Here is a 19,901-nt window from a genome sequence, read left to right on the forward strand (position 1 = left end):
GCTCCAGTGGCGGAATGGCAGACGCAGTTGACTCAAAATCAACCGGTTAAGAGCCGTGCTGGTTCAAGTCCAGTCTGGAGCACCATATAAATAATTTACCTTTCACAAATGTAGATACAGAATACTTATAATACAAATATAAGTATTTTTTTATTATAATTTATCTTAATAAATAATAAAATACCAAAGGTGGTTTAATGAATAACAGAAAACAAGAATTAAGAAAGTTAAAACGGCTTGATTTACATTCAAGTTGATATTCGATATTAACCATTGCTGTCATTATCATTGTATGAGCCTTAATTATTTATATGGTTACCATATTTGAAAATAAATATTCAAGTGATAGCACTTTTAAAATATTTAACGATATTACTGTTAGCATTATTGCTGGTTTAATTTCGGGAATATTGTCAATATTGCTAGCTTTTATTTTTCTTGATTTAATTAAAAGAGCTAAGATAAAGGATTATTATTCATATTACTGTTATCTAAAGTCGATGGCTAATAAATCAAAATTTGTTTTTTTAAAGGACCCTAGAATTCCCTTTGCCTTGTATTCCAAGAAAGAACAAGAATTGACTAAAAATGATATTATTTTGATTACCGCTGAAATATTGGGATATTCACATGAATCGCCTCATTTTAAGAACTTGGAAAAAGAAATAGAAACAGACTTTGCTATGCATTCATTTATGACTCCTGACTTTATAAAGCAAAAAAAGATTGCAATTTTGAGAATACTTATGTTTGATATTTTGATTCCATTGGCTATAATGAGTATTTTGATTGCTTCTGTTATTATCTTTTATAATAGACATCATGAAGAAAAAAACATCCCATTATCAGCAATATCAAGAATGCTAATTATAATTATTTCTAATGTTTTTTCGCTAGCTATTTCGACAACTATATATGAATTTTATATTTTAAAACAAGTCAAAAATTATCAAACATTTAATGATTTTTATCTGCTATCGTTTAATAATTTTGGGTATAAATTCTTAAATTCATCGATTGTTAGAAATTATTAAATAATCATATATTTTACAAATTGTTATTAAAAAAAGTTTAACTAGCTTTTCAGTTAGTTAAACTTTTTTAAGCTTCTGAAATCTATACTTAAAATCTTTAAAAAAATAATTAGAGCTAAATAATTATAAATAATATAGTTTTATATCTAGTCTTTATAATATAATTTAAAAAACATATTTAGGAGTATATTTTATGAAAAAAATATTAGTTATAAATGCAGGATCTAGTTCTATTAAATGAACATTGTTTAACGAGAAATTGGTTGTTGAGGCTAAGGGAATTGCTCAACGCATTAAGTTGAAACAAGGTATTCTTACATTGAAATATAAGGAAATTAATAAAGATTTTGAAATACCTCTTCCTACGTTTTTAGAAGCTGTCAAACAATTGGTAAAACAGTGAAAAGAATTCAATATCATAAAGGATTTTAATGATATTGAAAAAGTTGCATTTCGTATTGTGAATGGTGGTCCAAAATTGCAAAAAACAACCCTTATCGATGAAGAGAAAATCGAAATTTTAAAGCAATCAATAGATTTGGCACCAGTTCACAACCCTGGCGCAATTGAAGCAATTGAAGCATTTAAAGCTTTATTACCTTCTGCAAAAATGTCAATGCATTTTGATACTACATTTCATCAAACCATGCCTAGGATCTCGTATTCATATCCTATAAATAAGGATTTAGCAAAGGAATTAAATATTAGAAAGTATGGATTTCATGGATTAAATCATAATTATATTACTTTAAAGTGCCAAGAAATTTTAAATAAAAAAGACGTTAACATAGTTAGTTTACATATCGGAAATGGTGCAAGTTTATGCGCTGTGCAAAATAGTCAGTCAATTGATACGAGTATGGGTTTTACACCACTTGCTGGTATTATGATGGGTACTAGATCGGGAGATTTTGATCCATCGATTATTCCATTCATTCTAAAGCACAAAGATATTAGTGTTGAAGAACTATTTAAATTATTCAATGAGCAGTCTGGTATGTTGGGCGTTTCTGGTATTTCATCTGATCTAAGGGATATTCAAAAGGCCAAGGTAACTAATTCAGATGCGCAATTTGCTCTTGATTTATATACTCAAAGAATTGCCGATTATTTAATTACCTATTTAAATAGAATTACAGAAAAAGTTGATGCTATAGTATTTACTGCAGGCGTTGGTGAAAATGACGACTATATAAGAAGTGAAGTTATAAATAAAATAAATATTGTTAATCTTTCACTAGATAATAAGAAGAATCAATGCCGAGAATTTAGTGATTATAAGATTATTTCTGATGCATCAAGCGCTATTCCTATTTATGTAATTCGTGCCGAGGAAGAACAATTCATTGCAAATGAAGCAATAAATTTATAGTTTTAAAGTAGCCTTATAAAGCTACTTTTTTTCTAGGTATTGCAATGATTTTGAAACAATAAGCAATCATGATTAATTAATATATAATTAATAAAGATATTAAATTTTAATTAAAGGAGTTAATGTTGCTTCGATTATTTAGATACATGGACCATAAGTATAAAATTTTATCAATTATAACCATTTTGCTAACATTACTTCAAGTTATCTGTTTTTTATTTGTGCCGATTTTCATTGGAAATTTATCCAATTTAATCGCGCAAAATTCATTTTTACAATTGCATAAAGACCAAACAAGTATATTAGATTATTCTAAAATCAATATTCTTAGGTTGTTTACAATTGAAGGAACACTCTCTTATTCTATAAAGTGGTTTACCTCATATTTTGCTCTTGTGTTATTAATCGGAACAATAGTGACCTTATTAGGGTCTATGCTTGCTTCATATATTTCGACAGGTGCTGCAAAACATATTCGAAAGTCGTTATGACAGCATTTAACAATTCTTTCGGAAAAAGATATTGAGTTTTTTAGTCATTCAAAAATTTTAACAAGGTTTACTATCGATATATCTAGGATACAAATTGGAATTTCCTCTGGTTTAAGATTAAGCATTATCGGCCCTTGCAATTTAATTTTTGGGTTAGTTTTTGCTTTGCTAACTGATCTGAATCTTTCAATTACATTAGGTGCTTTTGTTCCTGCATTATTTGTTATTATGGCAATAGCAGGAATGTCTTCTATGAGATTATTTCCAAAGGAACAAAAAGCATATGATGAAATTAATAATGAAGCAAGAGAAAGTATTTTAGGTGTAAGAGTTATTAAATCATATAATCTTGAAAATGTTCAATTAGATAAGTTTCAAAATAGTAATAAAAACTGGTCGAACGTAGCTAAAAAATCTTGAATTATTTATCATATTACTTTTTCATTTATTAATTTGTTTGCAAATATTGTGACTTCATGTATATTATTAGCCACTGGCTTTATTATTAGATCAAGAATTAACCAAGGTTCTTATGGTGTGATAACTGATCTGAAAGTTTTTAAGGATTTTAGCGATGTATTATCCTTATATAAAACAAAGATATCTAATGCTACAACATTTATAAATTATGTAATGTTTATTACTATTGGGGTAGTTATGTCTTCATTTGCAGTCTTTTTAATTTCTCGTGGAAATGTTTCATCAAAAAGAGTTATTGAAATCTTAAAAAAAGAAGCAGATATAGATTTTATAAAATCTAATAAAGTTATTACTAAAGGTGAAATTGAATTAAAAAATGTTTCATTTAAGTATCATGAAGAATCCGAAAATTTTGTTATAAAAGATATTAATTTAAAAATAAATCCAGGTGAAAAAATCGGAATAATAGGGCCGACCGGATCAGGCAAGACAACGCTCGCTAGATTACTTAGCCATGAATTTAAAACTATCCACGGAAGCATTAGCATTGATGGCAATGATATTAATGAAATTGATACAACTTCTTTGCGAAAAAATATTTCATTTGTTTATCAAAAACCAATTTTGCTTTCTGGAACTATTAAGTCTAATTTATTAATGGCAAATAACAAAGCTACACAAGAAGATTTAGAATATTTTGCAAAATTAGCATTTGCTTATGATTTTATAAATGCATACAATGATGGATTTGAGCATGAGGTTCTTAAAAATGGATCAAATTTGTCGGGAGGACAAAAACAGAGAATTTCAATAGCTCAAGGCCTTTTAAAGCAACCAAAGATTTTGATATTAGATGATGCAACATCTGCTCTTGATACTAAAACTGAGAAAATGGTTAAGGATAATATTGATATGCATTTTTCTTCAAGAAAAATTGTAACTATTATTATTACACAAAAAATATCATCAATTATTGATGCTGACCGAATACTGGTAATGGAAAATGGTTTGATAAGCGATATCGGGACACATAAAGAATTATTAAAAACTTCGAAGCTATACCTAGAAATAGCAAAAACGCAGTTAGGAGGTTTAGATGTATAATTTGGATCCTCTTAAGGTGGATGATAAGCAACAAGGTTTAACAAAAACCCAAAAAAAGAATATTCAAAAGCAAAGAAGAAAAATAAAAAGAGACGCTTTCAAAAGATTAATTTGGTATTTGAATTATAGAAAAGGGAATCTTTTTTGGATAATTATCTTTTCAGTTTTTTCGGCCTTATGTTTAACTACCGGTACTTTCTTTTTAGGATATTTTATTGATAATTTTTTATCTGCTTCATTTCTTGTTGGCGAAATAAAATCTTTAGTACCAGAATATGTTGATAATTTTAATATTTCAAGCTTTGTGTGACATTTTGTTTTACTTATATTAATATTTGTTTTTCAGCAAATTTTTTCGTTAATTTCAAATGTTTTATCAGTTAGAGCCTCAATTTTGTCATGTTTAATTATGCGAGAAGATGCTTATAAGGCGATTATGAAAATGCCTGTTTCATTTTTTGACTCAGTTAAGACTGGCGAATTAATGTCTATACTAACTAGTGATATTGATAATATAAATAATGGTATGACTGGAAGCCTTAATACTATTATTATAACTTTTACAACAATCATTTCATCCTTTGGATTTATGTTTTACTATTCTGCTTATTTAACTCTTATTACTTTATTTTTAATGCCTTTAATGCTTTGTTTTGTTTTTATTGTTTTAAAGAAGGCTAATCCACAATTTAGAAAGCAACAATCACGTGTTGCTTCATTAAATGGGTTCATTGAAGAAAACCTTGCTGCACATCATTTAATTAGATCACTTGATTTTACTAAACAAATTGAAGACGAGTTTATTATTAAAAATAATAAATTATATAGTTCATCTCTTAAGGCTAATCTGTATATTGGTTTAATGTGACCTCTTGGCAATGCCGTTATTAATATATTGCAATTAATTATTGTTGTAATCGCTTCTGCATTTACGGTTGCAAATATTGGTACAGGCTCTAATTCTAATTTTACGCCCGGGGTTATTATTACATTTGTTTTATACATAAGAGTTATGGCTAATAGTATTGTTCGTGTTTTTGAGAATCTTTCGTCTATTCAAATGGCGCTAGTTTCAGCAGTTAGAGTAATGAATTTGGCTACATTCAAACCACTTGTTGATGAAACCAAATTAAGGTCAATTAATTATACAAAGGGAAATGTTTCGTTTATGAATGTTGATTTTTCCTATACAAATGATGTTAATAATCTTCAATTAAAAAATGCTTCATTTATGGCAAAAAAAGGCCAAGTATTTGCTATTGTTGGCCCTACTGGCGCTGGTAAAACTACGATTATAAATCTTTTAAGTAAGTTTTATTTACCGCTATCTGGTAACATTGAAATTGATGGAAATAATTCGCGCGATATTAAAGAACAAAGTTGAAGACAACAAATATCGATTGTTTTGCAAGATACATTTTTATTTAAAACCACAATTATGCAAAATCTTCGTTATGCTAATCCAAATGCTACTGATGATGAAATAAAGGAAGCTGCAAAAATTTCGCACGCAGATGAGTTTATAATGCGATTAGGAAATGGATATGAAGAAATTATTGAAGAAGGTGGTGCTAATTTATCGCAAGGTGAAAGACAATTAATTGCTATAACACGAGCAATCATTGCTAATCGAAATATTTTAATTCTTGATGAGGCAACTTCTAATATTGATACGAGAACCGAAAAAATAATTCAAAAAGCAATGATGAAATTAATGAAGGGTAAAACTTCGTTTATTATTGCTCACAGACTTTCGACTATTTTGAGCGCAGATAAAATTTTGGTTGTTAATAATGGCGAAATTGTTGAATCTGGTACCCATAAGGAATTATTAGCCAAAAAAGGTTTATATGAAAAAATGTATAATTCATCATTTAGGGAAGACTAGCACCTATTTGTTTGCTAACTAATAAAGCCATTTTTTATGGAGTTAAATTAAAAAATCTGGTTTAAATCCAGATTTTTTGTTAAAGCAATAATCTTTGTTATATCTTTTGAAAAAACCTAATTTTACTTTTTAAAAGTTTTACAATTCTCTAAAATTTTGCTAATTTCATCTTGACATATTTCTCTGATTTCGCCCAGATTCAAATTATTATCTAATTTTAGTGTGCCTATTGATATTCTTTTTAGGTAGGTTATTTTATAACCAAAAAAATTTAGCATTTCCTTAACTTGATGAAATTTACCTTCATAAATAGTTATATAGGCAGATTTAGAGTCTATAAAGATAAACTCATATCTTTCTACATGATAATTATTTGCAATGATAATTGGTTTGGGATAGTGATTTTTTATTTTGTCATCAAAAGGTTTATTAGTCTGGAAATAATATGTTTTAGGTATTTCAAATTTTGAGTTCATAATTCGGTGGCCTAAAAAACCATCATTACTTATTATTAATAATCCCTCTGTGTCTTTGTCAAGTCTACCATATGAAAAAAATTTATTGGGATCAAGGTCAATAATTTCGAAAATTGTTTTACTTTTTTTATCAAAATTTGCCGTTATGTATCCTGATGGTTTGTTGAAAACAAAATATTGTTTTTCTTTATATTCAACTAGCTTACCATCAATCATAATTGTATCATTATTAATATCAACACAAATTGGCTTAAGGATTAATTTATTATTTATTAGAACCCTTTTAGCTTTTATTATTTTTTTGCATTCATTTCTTGAAATGTTAAGATATCAAGAAATGATTTTTTCTATTCTTATTTTCATTATATTTCATCTTGTATTCTATTTAGAGCATTAATGTAAATTTCGAGCGATTTTTTTATTTCTTTGAATGTGAAGCATTCGTTTGGTCCATGCATTAAATGCATATATTTTGTTGAACCAAAGGCTACGCAATTATTAACTATACGTGCGTAGGTCCCTCCACCAATTGCTAATGGTAGCTCTTTGGTATTCATTGCTTCATTATATGTTTGCATTAGTAATTTTATTAATTTGCTTTCGGGTGACATAAACATAGAATTTTTAGTTCCAACTACTTCAAAATGTACATCTGAAAAATTGCATGAAAGGTATTTTTTTATAGAATTTGTAACCTCTTCAACAGAATGGGTTGCCGGGACTCGCAAATCAAAAGTTATGATATGTTTGTCAGAGGTTGTTTTGATAATACCAAGATTAGCACTAAGGCTACCCGAGAAATCATCATAGTCTGGAAAAATATTTTTTAATCTAAAATCACGAGTTTCTAAATTTTCACTAATAAATTTTATTAGATTATATCTTAACAATTGGGGATGTTTTTCTTTTAGTTCTAGGATTGATTTGATAATAGCATTATCACCTTTTTCTGGCGTTGAACCATGACCACCCTTCCCTAGTACACTGTGTAGTTCTCCGTTGTATATATATTCAGTTTTGTCTGGTATTTGATTTACAACATTTCCGGCATTTATTTCAAGATTATTAATTTTATTAAAAATAAAACTAACTTGATATATAAGTTTTTCTGCAAAAATAAGTGGCCATTCTCCGTCGGGAGTATATGAAACATATGGATGGCCAAAGTCTGCAAGATAAAATTTCATTGATTTCATAGTTGTCTCTTCGGAAATCCCAAAGATAATTCGAATAGACCATTCATCATTTACTAGACCATTGTCTTTGAGATATTTCATTGCATACATGTTAATGATTGCAGGACCCTTGTCATCAAGACTACCTCTACAAATTATTTCATTATCAGTGATTACTGGAACAAAGGCGCTAGTTTTTCATTGCTTTTCATCGCCCGCAGGAACAACATCTAAGTGAGCTAAAATACCTAGAATTTTTGCCCCATTATCAATTTGTGCATATCCATATCGATTGTGTGGATCTTTATATGTTTCAAAGCCAAAAGAATCAGCTAATTTTAGGGCATAGTTTAAGGCATTATCAGCGTTTATACCAAATGGGTATTTTCCTTCTTGCTCTATACTGATGGAAGGAATTTCGCATAAGTTTGCAATGTTTTTGATCATTTTATCAAACGCTTCTTTTTCTTGCTTAAATTGAATATATTTTTTCATTTTAAATCCTCAAAAATAAGATTAATTTTTAACTAATTTTATAGCAATCCCTTTGTTTTGAAAGACGTAATTATCGTCATGTTCAAAATAGACCTTTATTAATTCAGGATAGTCAGTAAATGGGTTACGATTTCTTTGATGTTTATAAACGCCATTGTTTCTATCGATATCAAATTGTGAAATTCCATCTAATTTATTTCATTTTAAATAAGTTTCTAAATATTTTTGTTTTATTTGATTTATGCCATTTTCTTCAAAAAATACTCTTTGTGCGGAGTGGTTGTTTGTAATATTTTTGTCTCTATAAGTTAACACAAAATAGAAGAAGACTCTTGCTATATCACCTTTAAATTCATCTATTACTTCAAAAACCTGCTCTCCATCTTCTTTTCCAATTCCTAACTTTGAACCATTGCTTGAAACTATTTTGCCATTTTGAGTTTCTCCATATGGTAAATTACCATGGATAGCATTGACTTTTTTATCTGACGGTCAAACATGGTGAGCATCATTTCTCATTGGCCCTTGTTTTGCAAATCAGGATTGTGCAATGATATGTTCACGATTCATACCTTGCCCCTCTTTATTTCCAATGTCACGATATTTGCCAAATTCAAAGTTGTATTTGTCTTTTCCCCCAATTATTTCCGTATATAGATCTAAAACTGTGCCATCTTTTTCATAATACTTATCAACAAATGCATCAACATAAGTATTGTGCAACTTTGCATAAGCAGCTCTACCGACACCTGTTTTATCTCGGTTTTGTAGTTGAATCATAAAAAGTTTGTCTCTTAATTCTTGTCCACTTAACCCATTTAGTGATTCATAAAATTTATTCGAGTTATCATATTGGATGTGAAATCCATTATTTGTGGTTGGGGCAGCGCCATTTCTTGCCAAGGTGTTATTATCTTGTCCTTGTTGTCTATTATCTTTCTCTTTCTTATCGGGAGTAATAGGATTATTCTCGCTTCCTGTTTCTGTTTTTTTATCATTTGGATTTGCTGAAGGACTTATTTCCCTTAGAGCTTCATTATTTAATATTTCAATTTCCTTAATTAATGAATCAAAGTTTTTAGAGTTTTCCTTGCTTTCTATAATCTCTAGCTTGTTTCATAGTTTATTTAATTTTTCATTATCTTTTATTTTAAGGATGTTTTTTAGAAGTTCTTCTTTTTTATTTAGATATTTTTTTTCATTTTCAGAAGTTTGCGTTTGCGTTGAACATGAGGACAAAATCAAAAATGTTGTTGGTAACGTTAGTGTTGTTAAATAAATCATTATGTTTTTTGAATAAGTTTTTTTCATATTAATAATTTCCTTAGAATAAATTGGTTAACATTTTAATTATAATACTATTTAATTTTTAGCGTTTTTATAATACTCTAATATGCCTTAAAAGAAGGTTAATACTTACGACATAGAAGTTGTGTTATTTTATATTAATAGCAATGTTCTTAACATTAAAAAAACACACCACAGTGTGCTTAAAAGGTTACAAAATATATTATTATTGTGATTTTGCTTCAGCTTTTCTTGCTTCTCTTCTTAGGTCGCGGGCTCTTTCTTTAGCTAATTTGTGAGCTCTTTTTTCAGCTTTAACCTTATTTGCTAATCTAACGTCTTTTCTCATCGCATTTCCTTTCAATATTTGCTAATTTTATTACTTTAGAAGGATAGTTAATATTATAACTATTTTTTCTTAATTTGCTCAACTTTTTGCTCGATCAAATCAAAATCAATATCATCCATTGCTTTTATTTTTTCTTCAAGTGATAATGTTTTCTTTAAATGTTCCTTATTTGATATTTTATGATTAAGTTCTTTGAAGTCATTAGCCGCATCAAAAAGGTTAATTTGATCTTCTTCATCAAAGATTTGGTTATTAATCTTTGATGAATTAGTGTAATAATTTTTTTTAAATAGTGTTGTTTCAGTTGTTTCTTCAATGCTGCTATTTTTTGTTAAATTATCTTGAAATTTCAGTTTTAGAATTTCTTTTTGTTTACTATCATCTTCAATAAGTTTGTTTATTTTTATATGCTGAATTAAGTAACCTGAATTATTTAATTCATTGCTAAATTTATTTAATTTTTCGATCTTAATTTTATCACTTTGACTGCACTTAAAATCAAGTTTTTGTGTTTCATTATTTTCATTTGTTATTAGTAATTCAAGGTTTTTAGTATTTACTTCTAGACATTTTGGAATGCAATTGATATTTTTTAAACAGTTGAATAATTTGGTCCCACGGTTTGCGCGCCCTGTATATTTTATGTCCCTCATATTTCATTGTTTATACATTCCGCCTTCAGTTATCATTGTTACTACATTTAAAGGTAAACAAGTTGTAAAAGTAGACACAAAAATTTCTTCATTTGTTTGTAATTTAGGCAATAGTTTTATGCCTTGCGCTTTGAGGGCTAGATCAGTTGAAAAAACATTTTCATTTAATAAGAAATATGAACCATTATTAAGCAGTATAAAAATATCCTTCTCATCATTTCCAATTTTTGCATCGATTAATTCATCATCATTATTTTTAAAATTTATACAAATTCTCTTCTTGTTTAATACTTTTGAATTAAAGCTAGATATTTTTACTTTTTTAGCAAAACCATATTTTGTTATTAGTATAATGTTAGCATATGATTCATATGATGTTATTTCCATTACTCGAATAATTTTTTCATTGCTATCAAGATTCACTAATGAAGATATATGCATACCCAATTCTTTTCATGAATTATCTTTTAAAATATGTGCTTCAATGATGAAAAAATTTCCCTTGTTAGTAAAGAAAATTAATTTTGAAAGAGAATTAATTTCATCATAATATTTAATTGCATCTCCTTCTTTTAGTTTATATGTAGCAAAGTCGTTAGCATTATAAATTTTTGTACTAATTTTTTTGATATAGCCTTCTTGAGAAATAAAGAAATAAAAATTTTCATTTTTAGCAAGAAGTTTATGATCAATATCTTTATTTATGCCTTCTTCTTTAATTATGGTTTTTCTATCCTGTGCATATTCAATTTTTATTTCAGTTAGTTGTTTTATTAAGAAAATATTAAATTCGTAGTTATCACTAAGTAAGGTTTTACATTGTGTAATTAAAGCTTCAAGGTTAGTTTTTTCTTGCTGAAATTCAATTTGATCCATTCTTGAGAGTTTATATAATCTTAGCTCAGCTATGGCTGTTGCCTGAATTTCACTAAAATTAAATGCCTTTATTAGTGAAAGAATTACACCTTTTTTGGAATTATCACTTTCCTTGATTAATTTGATAACTTCATCAGAAATTTCTGCTACTCTAATAAAACCCTCAACGATTTCATGGCGTAATTTATATCTTTGAAGATCGTATTTTATTCCATTGGTATTTATTTGTTTTGAATGCTCAAGAAATGCATATAATGCTTTGTAAAGCGATAATAGGCTAGGTGCATTTTTATATATAGCAAGCATATTGTAATCATAATTAACTCTTAGTTTAGTTTTGTTCATTAGATAGATCATGATTGCCTCGGCATTTGCATTTTCTTCAAGTTCAATGTATATTGACAATCCATTGCGATCAGATTGATCTCTAATTTCTTTAATTCCAGAAATTACTTTTGAAGAAATGATTGTATCAATTTCAAAAACCATTTTCGACTTAACTACACCAAAGGGAATTTCAGTAATTTCTATGCCAATAATGTTTTCTTTTTTGTCATAAACATAATTATATTTTGAGGATAGTGCAATTTTTCCTCTTCCGGTCATAAAAGCATCGTGAATTCCTTTGGTTCCGTTAATTATGCCTCCGGTCGGAAAGTCAGGGCCTTTAACATAATTCATTAATTCGCTAGTGGTGATATTTGGGTTTTTAATCATAGCAATTAAGGCATCAATTAGTTCCCCTAAATTATGGGGTGGAATTTGTGTTGCAAAGCCTGATGCAATCCCCATTGCTCCATTTACTAGCAAATTAGGAAAAAGGGTCGGTAAGACAACAGGTTCATATTCTGAATCATCAAAGTTTGGAATCATTGGTACTACTTTGCGTTCCAAATCTTTTAGCATTAGTTCTGTTATTTTTTCTAATCTTGATTCTGTGTAACGCATAGCAGCAGCAGGGTCATCATCAATGGAACCCTTATTTCCATGCATTTGCACAAGCGGATAATTGCTTTTTCATTCCTGCGCCATTCTAACCATTGCTTCATAAACTGAACTATCACCATGAGGGTGATATTTACCCAACACATCCCCAACAATCCGTGCCGATTTTTTGAATGCCTCCTTGTTTCTAAGTTTTAGATTTCACATTGAATAAAGGATACGACGTTGTACTGGTTTTAAGCCATCTCTGGCATCGGGTATTGCACGCTGTTGAATAACATATTTTGAAAAACGGGCAAAACTATCGCTCATAATGTCGACCATATTCTTATCAATAATATTTTCAATTACTTGGTCATAATTATTTTTATTTTTCTTGTCCATAAGTCGTGCCTCATTTATTTTTTATTAATTTCAAATTCATCAATACTTGAAAAGTCGATGTTATTATTGATTCAATTTTTTCTTGCCTCCGAATCATCACTCATAAAGGTAGTTATATACCTTTCTATTAATGCTTGCTGATCGATGCCTACCTTAATGATTGAACGAGTTGCAGGATTCATCGTTGTTTCTCAAAGTTGGTCAGCATTCATTTCTCCAAGCCCTTTATATCTTTGGATTTCGTAGTTTGTATATTGCGACGTTATTTCTCTTAGTTGTTCTTCGTCTCAAGCGTAGAAATATTTGTTATTTGAGTTTTTAATTGTTATTTTATATAATGGGGGCAAAGCGATATATACCATTCCTAATTCAATTAGTTTTTTCATATATCTTCAGAAAAATGTTAATAAAAGCATTTGGATATGGGCTCCATCAACATCCGCATCAGTCATAATAATAATTTTTCCATATTGTGAATTCTTGGCATCGAATTCGCTACCAATTCCAGCTCCAATCGTGTTAATAATTGTTGCAAGTTCTTCATTTGCAAGGACATCAACTAATTTGGCTTTATCAGTATTCATTACAACCCCACGTAAGGGAAGAATGGCTTGAGTCATTCGATTTCTGCCCATTTTAGCTGACCCTCCGGCTGAATCACCTTCGACTAAAAAAAGCTCTTTGATTGTTTTGTTCTTTGTTTGTGCAGGAGTTAATTTGTTTGAAAGAATTTTTTTTGAATCGAGTTTATTCTTTACCTTTCTAGCTTCATTTCTAGCATTTCTTGCCGCAATTCTTCCGTCATATGTTCGCTTAATTTTCTCGATGATTTTGTCAGCTTCTTGCTTGTTTTCATTTAAAAAAAATGTAAATTTTTCACTAAAGAAATCTTCAACAGATTCCCTTGCTTCAGGCGTTCCTAATTTATCCTTAGTTTGCCCAACAAATTCAAGAATACTTTCAGGAATTTTTAGTGATACTACAGCAATTATTCCCTCTCTAACATCTAATCCATCAAAATTAATTTTTGTTTTAGAACTTGAATTTTTTGTATACCATTCATTAATTGTTTTGGTTAATGCAGATTTAAATGCTGTTTCATGAGTTCCTCCATCCCTAGTTTTAACATTATTGACAAAGGAATATATTGATTCACTATAGTTTTCAGTATACGCTAACGATATTTCAACCTCAATATTGTTTTTTGATTTTCCTGACGCAAAGAAAATTCTACTGATAAATTTTCGGCCCTCACCAACAAAGTTGATATATTCTTTAATTCCTTCATTGGTTTGAAAAACAACATTTTCGTTAGTATTTTCATTGATATAGTTGATTTTCAAATTTGATATTAAGAAACTGGCCTCTCTTAATTTTTCTTTAACTGTTTCAGATGAAAATTTCGCTTTTTTAAATATTGAATAATTAGGTCAAAATTGAACCCTAGTTCCACGTTTTGTAGTTGGTCCTATAATTGTTGTTTTACTTGTAATTTTTTCTTGTTCAAAAGATGTGAAGTATTCTTTTTTGTCACGATAAACGCTAACTTCAACCTTAGAACTAAGAGCATTTACTACTGAGGACCCAACGCCATGAAGTCCTCCACTAGTTTTGTATGCCCCATCGCCAAATTTACCGCCAGCATGTAATTCGGTAAATACTAGTTCAACACCACTTTTTCCTGTCTCATGTTTATTGATTGGAACACCTCTTCCGTTGTCTTCAACAATAACAGACCCATCACTTTTTAATATTACCTTAATATTATTAGCATATCCGGCTAATGATTCATCAATAGCATTATCAAAAATTTCCCAAATTAGATGATGTAATCCGTTTGAATCAGTAGAACCAACATACATTCCAGGTCTTTTAATAACTGCCTCTAAACCCTTTAAAACTTTTAAATCTTTTGCTTCGTAATTAGTTGTACTCATGATAATTAATTATATATTTTTTGAATATTTAAATAAAAATTAAAAAATATAAAGACACAAATGAGTGTTTTATAGACGTTGGTTTTTATTGTTTTCTTCCAGTTCTTGGTTAATCATATGAATATCTGCATTCATAATTTTTTCACCCAAAAAGATAATAGCAATTTTGTTAATTATTTTATTTTTAGTTATTTTATATATTTTTGCAAATGTTATTTTAATAATATATCTAATTAAGAAAAAACAGGTAAGCCAGCTAATAAATAGTATGATAGTGATGGAAATTAAAACTATAAAATTATTTGATTGCATTAGAAAATGTTTTCCATTATTTAAAATAAGATAAACAATTCATGCTGTAATGAGAATGATAGGAATAATAATTGCATAAACACATAAAGCAAGAAAGAAAACGTAATTTCTTTTAAGTTTTGGATATTTTTTTAGTTTATAAAAAAAATTATTTTTATTTGTCATTTCTTAAATTAAATGTTTTTATTTCAACTTCGTTAATTATTTCATTCTCAAGTTTCTCAAGATTTTTAAGTTCTTCTTCTAATCTTTTTGCTTCCTCTCTTGTGGGTTTGGTGACTGGGAATCTTGGGGCAAAAAGTTCACATGTTTCGCAAGCTTTTTGGATCGATATTTCCATTGTGTTAATGGCTTTGGCAATTGTGATTGTTTCATTTTTATCGAAGCTTAATAATGGTCTAAAAATAGGCAAATCACAAACCTCTGATATTGCGTGGATTGATTCTAATGTTTGCGAAGCAACTTGTGCTAAATTTTCACCATTCGAAATTGCTTTTATATTATATTTTTTGGCTATTTTTTGTGCAATACGATAGAAACTGCGACGCATTAGTGTTATTTTATATTTTTGATTTGATACAAGACCTATATAATTCATTAATTTTGTGTAATTAATTTGAAAAAGAGTAGAAGATCCTTGAAATTTGGTTAATGTTTTGATAATTTGTTCGATTTTCATAGTCGTTTTTTCATCGGTATGAGGGGGTGTAATGAAGTTTAAAAATTCAATCTTTAATCCCCTTTTTTGCAATAAATGTGCAGCAACAGGAGAATCGATTCCACCACTTATTAAATGTAAAACACGTCCTGATGAACACACTGGCATTCCACCAAGGGCATAAATGTAGTCGCTAAAAATATATGTAAATTTGTCTCTTATTTCAATATATATGGATAAATCAGGATTGCTAAGGTTTACAACTTTATTTTTAAAATTATTTAATATAAAACCGCCAAAGTGCATATTGATTTCCGATGAAGTTAAATGATAATTTTTATTATGTCTTCTGGCATTTATAGCAAAAGAGTTGAATGATTTTTTCGAGGCTAGTTCAAATACTTTTTTTTCAATATCTTCAATATTGGTTGATGTCTTATGAACTATTGAATAAGATGAAATTCCAAAAATAAATTTTAGGGATTTTAAATTTTGCTCTGAATACTTACAAAAAGCTCTGTCGTATTCCATTCTTAACTCATTTTTAGGTATATATAGTTCAATATTTTTTCTTAATTGATTAATGAAATCCTTTTTATTTTCACCTTTTAGTGTTAATTCTCCGTATCTAATTAATATTTCCATTTCTTGATTAGCACACATTTTATTTCTCCTTTGACTTATTAATTAATTTTAGCGATTTATTAATTATTTCATCATATTTATTCTGATATATTAAGTTAATTAATTCAATATTTTTTTCTTGAAATTTATTTTTTGTTAGCAAGTTAAAATTATCGATTAGATGCCTTGCAACCAAATATTTTATGTTAATCACAATAATTTTTTTTTGAATGACTTGATTTATTAAGTTTAGTTCATATTCGTCATTTATATTTTGCTTTTCTAGTAATGATTCAAATTTATTTTTATAATAAGTTATTTCCTCATTTAATGGTATTTTAAAGTCATGTAATCCAAATGTCTCAATTAACATATTGGTCATTTTATCCTTGAAAGCGGTCTTATCTTTTTTGTTTCAATTATTTTTAAATTGTCTTTGAAAAAACGGGATTTTACACATTTTTTTTAGAATATTATTTAGATTATTTAATCTTTCAAAATATGAAATATTGCTTGAATTTTTTTTATTTTTTGATTTAAAATACGCCAGATTTTGGTAATAAAATTCATAAAAATTATTTATTAATAATTTATATTTTGCGTTTTGACGGTCTGATTTAAGATTTTTTCAATGTTGTATATCAAAAAGATCAATTATTTTGCTTATAAGCTCAGAATTTGATTTTAATATTTCAAAACTATCTATTTCTTTTTTGATTTCAATATATTTGTAAATTATTTTTTTTGAAAGGTTTTCAAGTTTTGTTTTGAATGTTACAATTCAATCAAAAAAATTAGTTTTATGAATTTTAAATTTAATTTCTTCAATCACACTTCTAGTTTCATCAATGAAAGAATTTAGCATTTGCCAATTAAAAAAAAATTGGTGAAAAGATGAATATTTGATGACAATGTCCTCAATAAATTTAAATGGAATTTCAATATTATTTTCAATATATGAGTATAGTGTTAAACCATTTTTTATAAAGAACAAAAAATCATTTAATATTTTTTTGATATTTTTTGAATTGGTTAAAAAATGATTATTCCAACCTTTATATAGTTGAAGCTTACTACTATATTCAACAATATTTTTTATTTCATTGTATTTTTTATTAAATTCAATTGAAAAATCTTGCAAGAAAAGGTTGTTTTTATTGTTATCAATACATTTATTTATATTTAAGAAGACGGATTTTAAATTATTTGAAAAGATGAGAAATTTTGAGATATTTTGACTTTCAAGAAAAATAAAATCTTTATTTTCTTTTATTGTTTCTTTTATTGTTTTTCATTCGACAATTGCTTTATTAAAAATTTTTTTAAATTCAGGACTTTTCGACTTTTTTTCTTGTATGTTTCTTATGTTATTAATCATATGCAATTCATTAAGAAAAAAAGTTATCTTTGTTAGTGAAAATTCAATAATATTTATTACATTAGCAGTTATTTTTTCTTGGTATGTGCATTTATTGTTTTTATCTGTAAATTCATGAAATTGATTATTAATTTTTTTAATTTTTTTTAAATTTTGGTTTATGTATTCAATCTTTTTTTGAAGTTTCTTGATTTTAAATTCCTTTTTTAAAGATCGAATAATGAAGGTGATAATAATAGGTATTATCCAAATTACATTTAACAAAAAATACAAATAATTGTGTACCATAGTAAGTAAAATTATATTTTATATATCTTATTTATTGTTCACAATATATCTAAGTCTAGTTTTATTTGAAAAAAATGTAAAAAAATAATATAATTTTCCTTATATGAGAAAGCAAAAGAAAGTGTCACTATCTTGTCAGGAATGCTTGCATAAAAATTATTCTGTTAATAAAAGTAATGAAAAAAGACTAGAGATTAAGAAATTTTGTAAATATTGCAATATTCAAACAATTCATAAAGAGGAAAAATAAGGTATGCTAGAAAAAACAAAGATGAGTCCTGAAGAAAAAAAAGAGATTAAAGATAGAGTAAGAAGAGAGAAAGCTCTTTTAAAGGAAAGAAAAAAGGATGAAGCTAAGGCAACGAAACTTTACACTTTTAGAAATTTAGTAAGGGAAATTAAGAGAGTTGCGTGGCCAAGTAATTTCAAGTCTTGAAAATGGTTTGGAATTACTATTGCCTTTGTGTTAATCATGGCTATATTTTGCTTTGTTATAACTTTAATTTTTACCGGTTTATGAAATGTAGTGGGTATTAGAACATAATATTTTTTAAGGAGAAAAAATGTATTCAGATTGTAAGTGATATATGATATCAACTGTTTCAGGCAAGGAAGATAACGTTGTTGAAGCATTGAAAAACAAAATTAGTTCTCAAAAAATGGAAGATTTCTTTAAGGATATTAGAATTTTTAAGATGCCCCATTTGTCTAGCAAAGAATTGCAAAAGAAAAGCAGGGGTGAGGAATACAACATTAAGTATGTAAATATTTATAAAGGTTATATTTTTCTTAATATGATAATGACTGATGAATCCTGGTATTTAGTTCGTAATACACAATACGTTACTGGTTTGATTGGATCTTCTGGAAAAGGTGCAAAACCAACGCCAATCAGTGAAAACACCTTTGAAAAAATGGTTGAAAAAGAAAGGATTCTTATTGAGAAATTTGAGGCGGGTGATATTGAAACAGCATTCAAAGAGGGGATTATTGTTAAAATTAAGAGTGGTATATTCAAGGGCGAAGTTGGCGAAATTATTAGAAATGATGACATTGAACAAAAAGCATTTGTAAATATTGAACAATTTGGAAGAAAGGTGCCAACGGAATTCTCACATAATGACCTTGAGATTTGCTCTTAGTTATTTATGGTATTTATTTTAGGAGAATTTATGAATAAAATAACAAAAACGTTAATTAGTATTGGTTCGATTTCTGCTTTGACTCTCCCATTAATTGCCATTTCATGTACTAACTATAAAGCAGAATTAGAAAGAGAAGTTTCCCTTGCTAAGCAACAATTATCTAATATTGAATTTGCTGATGATTATGAGGACAAATTAAGAAAAGAAATTATTGATGCTGAAAATATATTAAAAAATAATAGCAATAAAAATATAGATTATCAGAAGGCACTTAGTGATTTTATTGAAAATACAAATAAAATTCTTAATGATAATAAAACAACAACTGAAAAATATAGTAATAACCAAAGAGATGTATTTATTTTTTTAAATACATTAAAGCAATATGCACATGAACAGTTGTCAGATAAAAAATATGATGAATTGAAAATTGAGTTAGTTAAACAATACAGCGCAAAAGAAGAAGAAATTAAGAAAATAAATTCAGTTTTATTTAATGATAATGCTAAAGCCAAATTAATACAAGAACTAAATAAAATTCTTGATGACATTAAAACGAAAAAAGCTGAAGTTGACAAAAAAGCCAGTGCTAAATTATTTTAAAAAAGAA

17 protein-coding genes and 1 tRNA gene are annotated in these 19,901 nt (G+C 27.7%); 9 read left to right on the forward strand and 9 right to left on the reverse strand.

Annotated elements, in window-relative coordinates; genetic code table 4:
• From ACWXVQ_RS02085 to ACWXVQ_RS02105, 5 genes are all read left to right on the forward strand, one after another.
• Nucleotides 1-85 (forward strand) — tRNA-Leu (locus tag ACWXVQ_RS02085).
• Between the two features lie 112 nt (nt 86-197).
• Nucleotides 198-1,034 (forward strand): hypothetical protein, encoded by an 837-nt coding sequence (locus tag ACWXVQ_RS02090; protein WP_438340638.1) that lies wholly within the window; start codon nt 198-200, stop codon nt 1,032-1,034.
• Between the two features lie 193 nt (nt 1,035-1,227).
• Nucleotides 1,228-2,406, forward strand: coding sequence for an acetate/propionate family kinase (locus ACWXVQ_RS02095; protein WP_456013447.1), 1,179 nt, complete (start codon nt 1,228-1,230; stop codon nt 2,404-2,406).
• A 146-nt stretch (nt 2,407-2,552) separates the two neighbouring features.
• Nucleotides 2,553-4,421: an ABC transporter ATP-binding protein gene (locus ACWXVQ_RS02100; protein WP_455993917.1), complete on the forward strand. Its 1,869-nt coding sequence runs from the start codon at nt 2,553-2,555 to the stop codon at nt 4,419-4,421.
• Nucleotides 4,414-6,309 carry an ABC transporter ATP-binding protein gene (locus ACWXVQ_RS02105; protein ID WP_456013449.1) on the forward strand — a complete coding sequence of 632 codons (1,896 nt, stop codon included), beginning with the start codon at nt 4,414-4,416 and terminating at the stop codon, nt 6,307-6,309. The genes ACWXVQ_RS02100 and ACWXVQ_RS02105 overlap by 8 nt, the downstream gene beginning before the upstream one ends.
• A 122-nt stretch (nt 6,310-6,431) precedes the next feature.
• On the opposite strand, the gene ACWXVQ_RS02110 is transcribed toward ACWXVQ_RS02105, so the two are convergent.
• The 9 genes from ACWXVQ_RS02110 to ACWXVQ_RS02150 all read right to left on the reverse strand — a co-directional run bounded on the left by ACWXVQ_RS02110 (nt 6,432) and on the right by ACWXVQ_RS02150 (nt 18,146).
• The gene (locus ACWXVQ_RS02110; protein ID WP_456013450.1) at nt 6,432-7,148 is read right to left on the reverse strand and encodes a pseudouridine synthase; all 717 of its coding nucleotides are present in this window, start codon (nt 7,146-7,148) and stop codon (nt 6,432-6,434) included.
• Nucleotides 7,148-8,455, reverse strand: coding sequence for a M20/M25/M40 family metallo-hydrolase (locus ACWXVQ_RS02115; protein ID WP_456013451.1), 1,308 nt, complete (start codon nt 8,453-8,455; stop codon nt 7,148-7,150). Before ACWXVQ_RS02115 ends, ACWXVQ_RS02110 begins: the two co-directional genes overlap by 1 nt.
• A gap of 21 nt (nt 8,456-8,476) precedes the next feature.
• Nucleotides 8,477-9,766, reverse strand: a complete 1,290-nt coding sequence (locus ACWXVQ_RS02120) for an endonuclease (RefSeq protein WP_456013453.1) — start codon at nt 9,764-9,766, stop codon at nt 8,477-8,479.
• A gap of 202 nt (nt 9,767-9,968) precedes the next feature.
• On the reverse strand, nt 9,969-10,091 hold the full coding sequence (locus ACWXVQ_RS02125; protein ID WP_438340645.1) for a hypothetical protein: 123 nt from the start codon (nt 10,089-10,091) through the stop codon (nt 9,969-9,971).
• 59 nt (nt 10,092-10,150) lie between these two features.
• The gene (locus ACWXVQ_RS02130; RefSeq protein WP_456013455.1) at nt 10,151-12,949 is read right to left on the reverse strand and encodes a DNA topoisomerase (ATP-hydrolyzing); all 2,799 of its coding nucleotides are present in this window, start codon (nt 12,947-12,949) and stop codon (nt 10,151-10,153) included.
• Between the two features lie 14 nt (nt 12,950-12,963).
• Nucleotides 12,964-14,886, reverse strand: coding sequence for a DNA gyrase/topoisomerase IV subunit B (locus ACWXVQ_RS02135; protein WP_456013457.1), 1,923 nt, complete (start codon nt 14,884-14,886; stop codon nt 12,964-12,966).
• Nucleotides 14,887-14,955: 69 nt separating this feature from the next.
• Entirely contained in the window at nt 14,956-15,363 is a 408-nt protein-coding gene (locus tag ACWXVQ_RS02140; RefSeq protein WP_456013459.1) for a hypothetical protein, read from the reverse strand.
• The gene (gene thiI / locus ACWXVQ_RS02145; protein ID WP_456013461.1) at nt 15,353-16,519 is read right to left on the reverse strand and encodes a tRNA uracil 4-sulfurtransferase ThiI; all 1,167 of its coding nucleotides are present in this window, start codon (nt 16,517-16,519) and stop codon (nt 15,353-15,355) included. Before thiI ends, ACWXVQ_RS02140 begins: the two co-directional genes overlap by 11 nt.
• 1 nt (nt 16,520) lies before the next feature.
• Nucleotides 16,521-18,146 (reverse strand): hypothetical protein, encoded by a 1,626-nt coding sequence (locus tag ACWXVQ_RS02150; RefSeq protein ID WP_456013462.1) that lies wholly within the window; start codon nt 18,144-18,146, stop codon nt 16,521-16,523.
• A gap of 103 nt (nt 18,147-18,249) precedes the next feature.
• Here ACWXVQ_RS02150 and rpmG point away from each other — a divergent pair, with 103 nt between their 5' ends.
• Genes rpmG through ACWXVQ_RS02170 form a run of 4 tightly spaced genes read left to right on the forward strand, consistent with a single transcriptional unit; the run spans nt 18,250 to nt 19,894 of the window.
• Nucleotides 18,250-18,396: a 50S ribosomal protein L33 gene (gene rpmG / locus ACWXVQ_RS02155; RefSeq protein WP_438340651.1), complete on the forward strand. Its 147-nt coding sequence runs from the start codon at nt 18,250-18,252 to the stop codon at nt 18,394-18,396.
• A 3-nt stretch (nt 18,397-18,399) separates the two neighbouring features.
• Nucleotides 18,400-18,690, forward strand: a complete 291-nt coding sequence (gene secE, locus ACWXVQ_RS02160; protein ID WP_438340652.1) for a preprotein translocase subunit SecE — start codon at nt 18,400-18,402, stop codon at nt 18,688-18,690.
• Nucleotides 18,691-18,709: 19 nt separating this feature from the next.
• A complete protein-coding gene (nusG, locus tag ACWXVQ_RS02165) occupies nt 18,710-19,288 on the forward strand; it encodes a transcription termination/antitermination protein NusG (protein ID WP_438340653.1) in 579 nt (192 codons plus the stop codon).
• Nucleotides 19,289-19,318: 30 nt separating this feature from the next.
• The gene (locus tag ACWXVQ_RS02170) at nt 19,319-19,894 is read left to right on the forward strand and encodes a variable surface lipoprotein (protein WP_456011936.1); all 576 of its coding nucleotides are present in this window, start codon (nt 19,319-19,321) and stop codon (nt 19,892-19,894) included.
• Nucleotides 19,895-19,901 lie beyond the last annotated feature (7 nt).

This window comes from Mycoplasma sp. 527, from assembly GCF_053851595.1.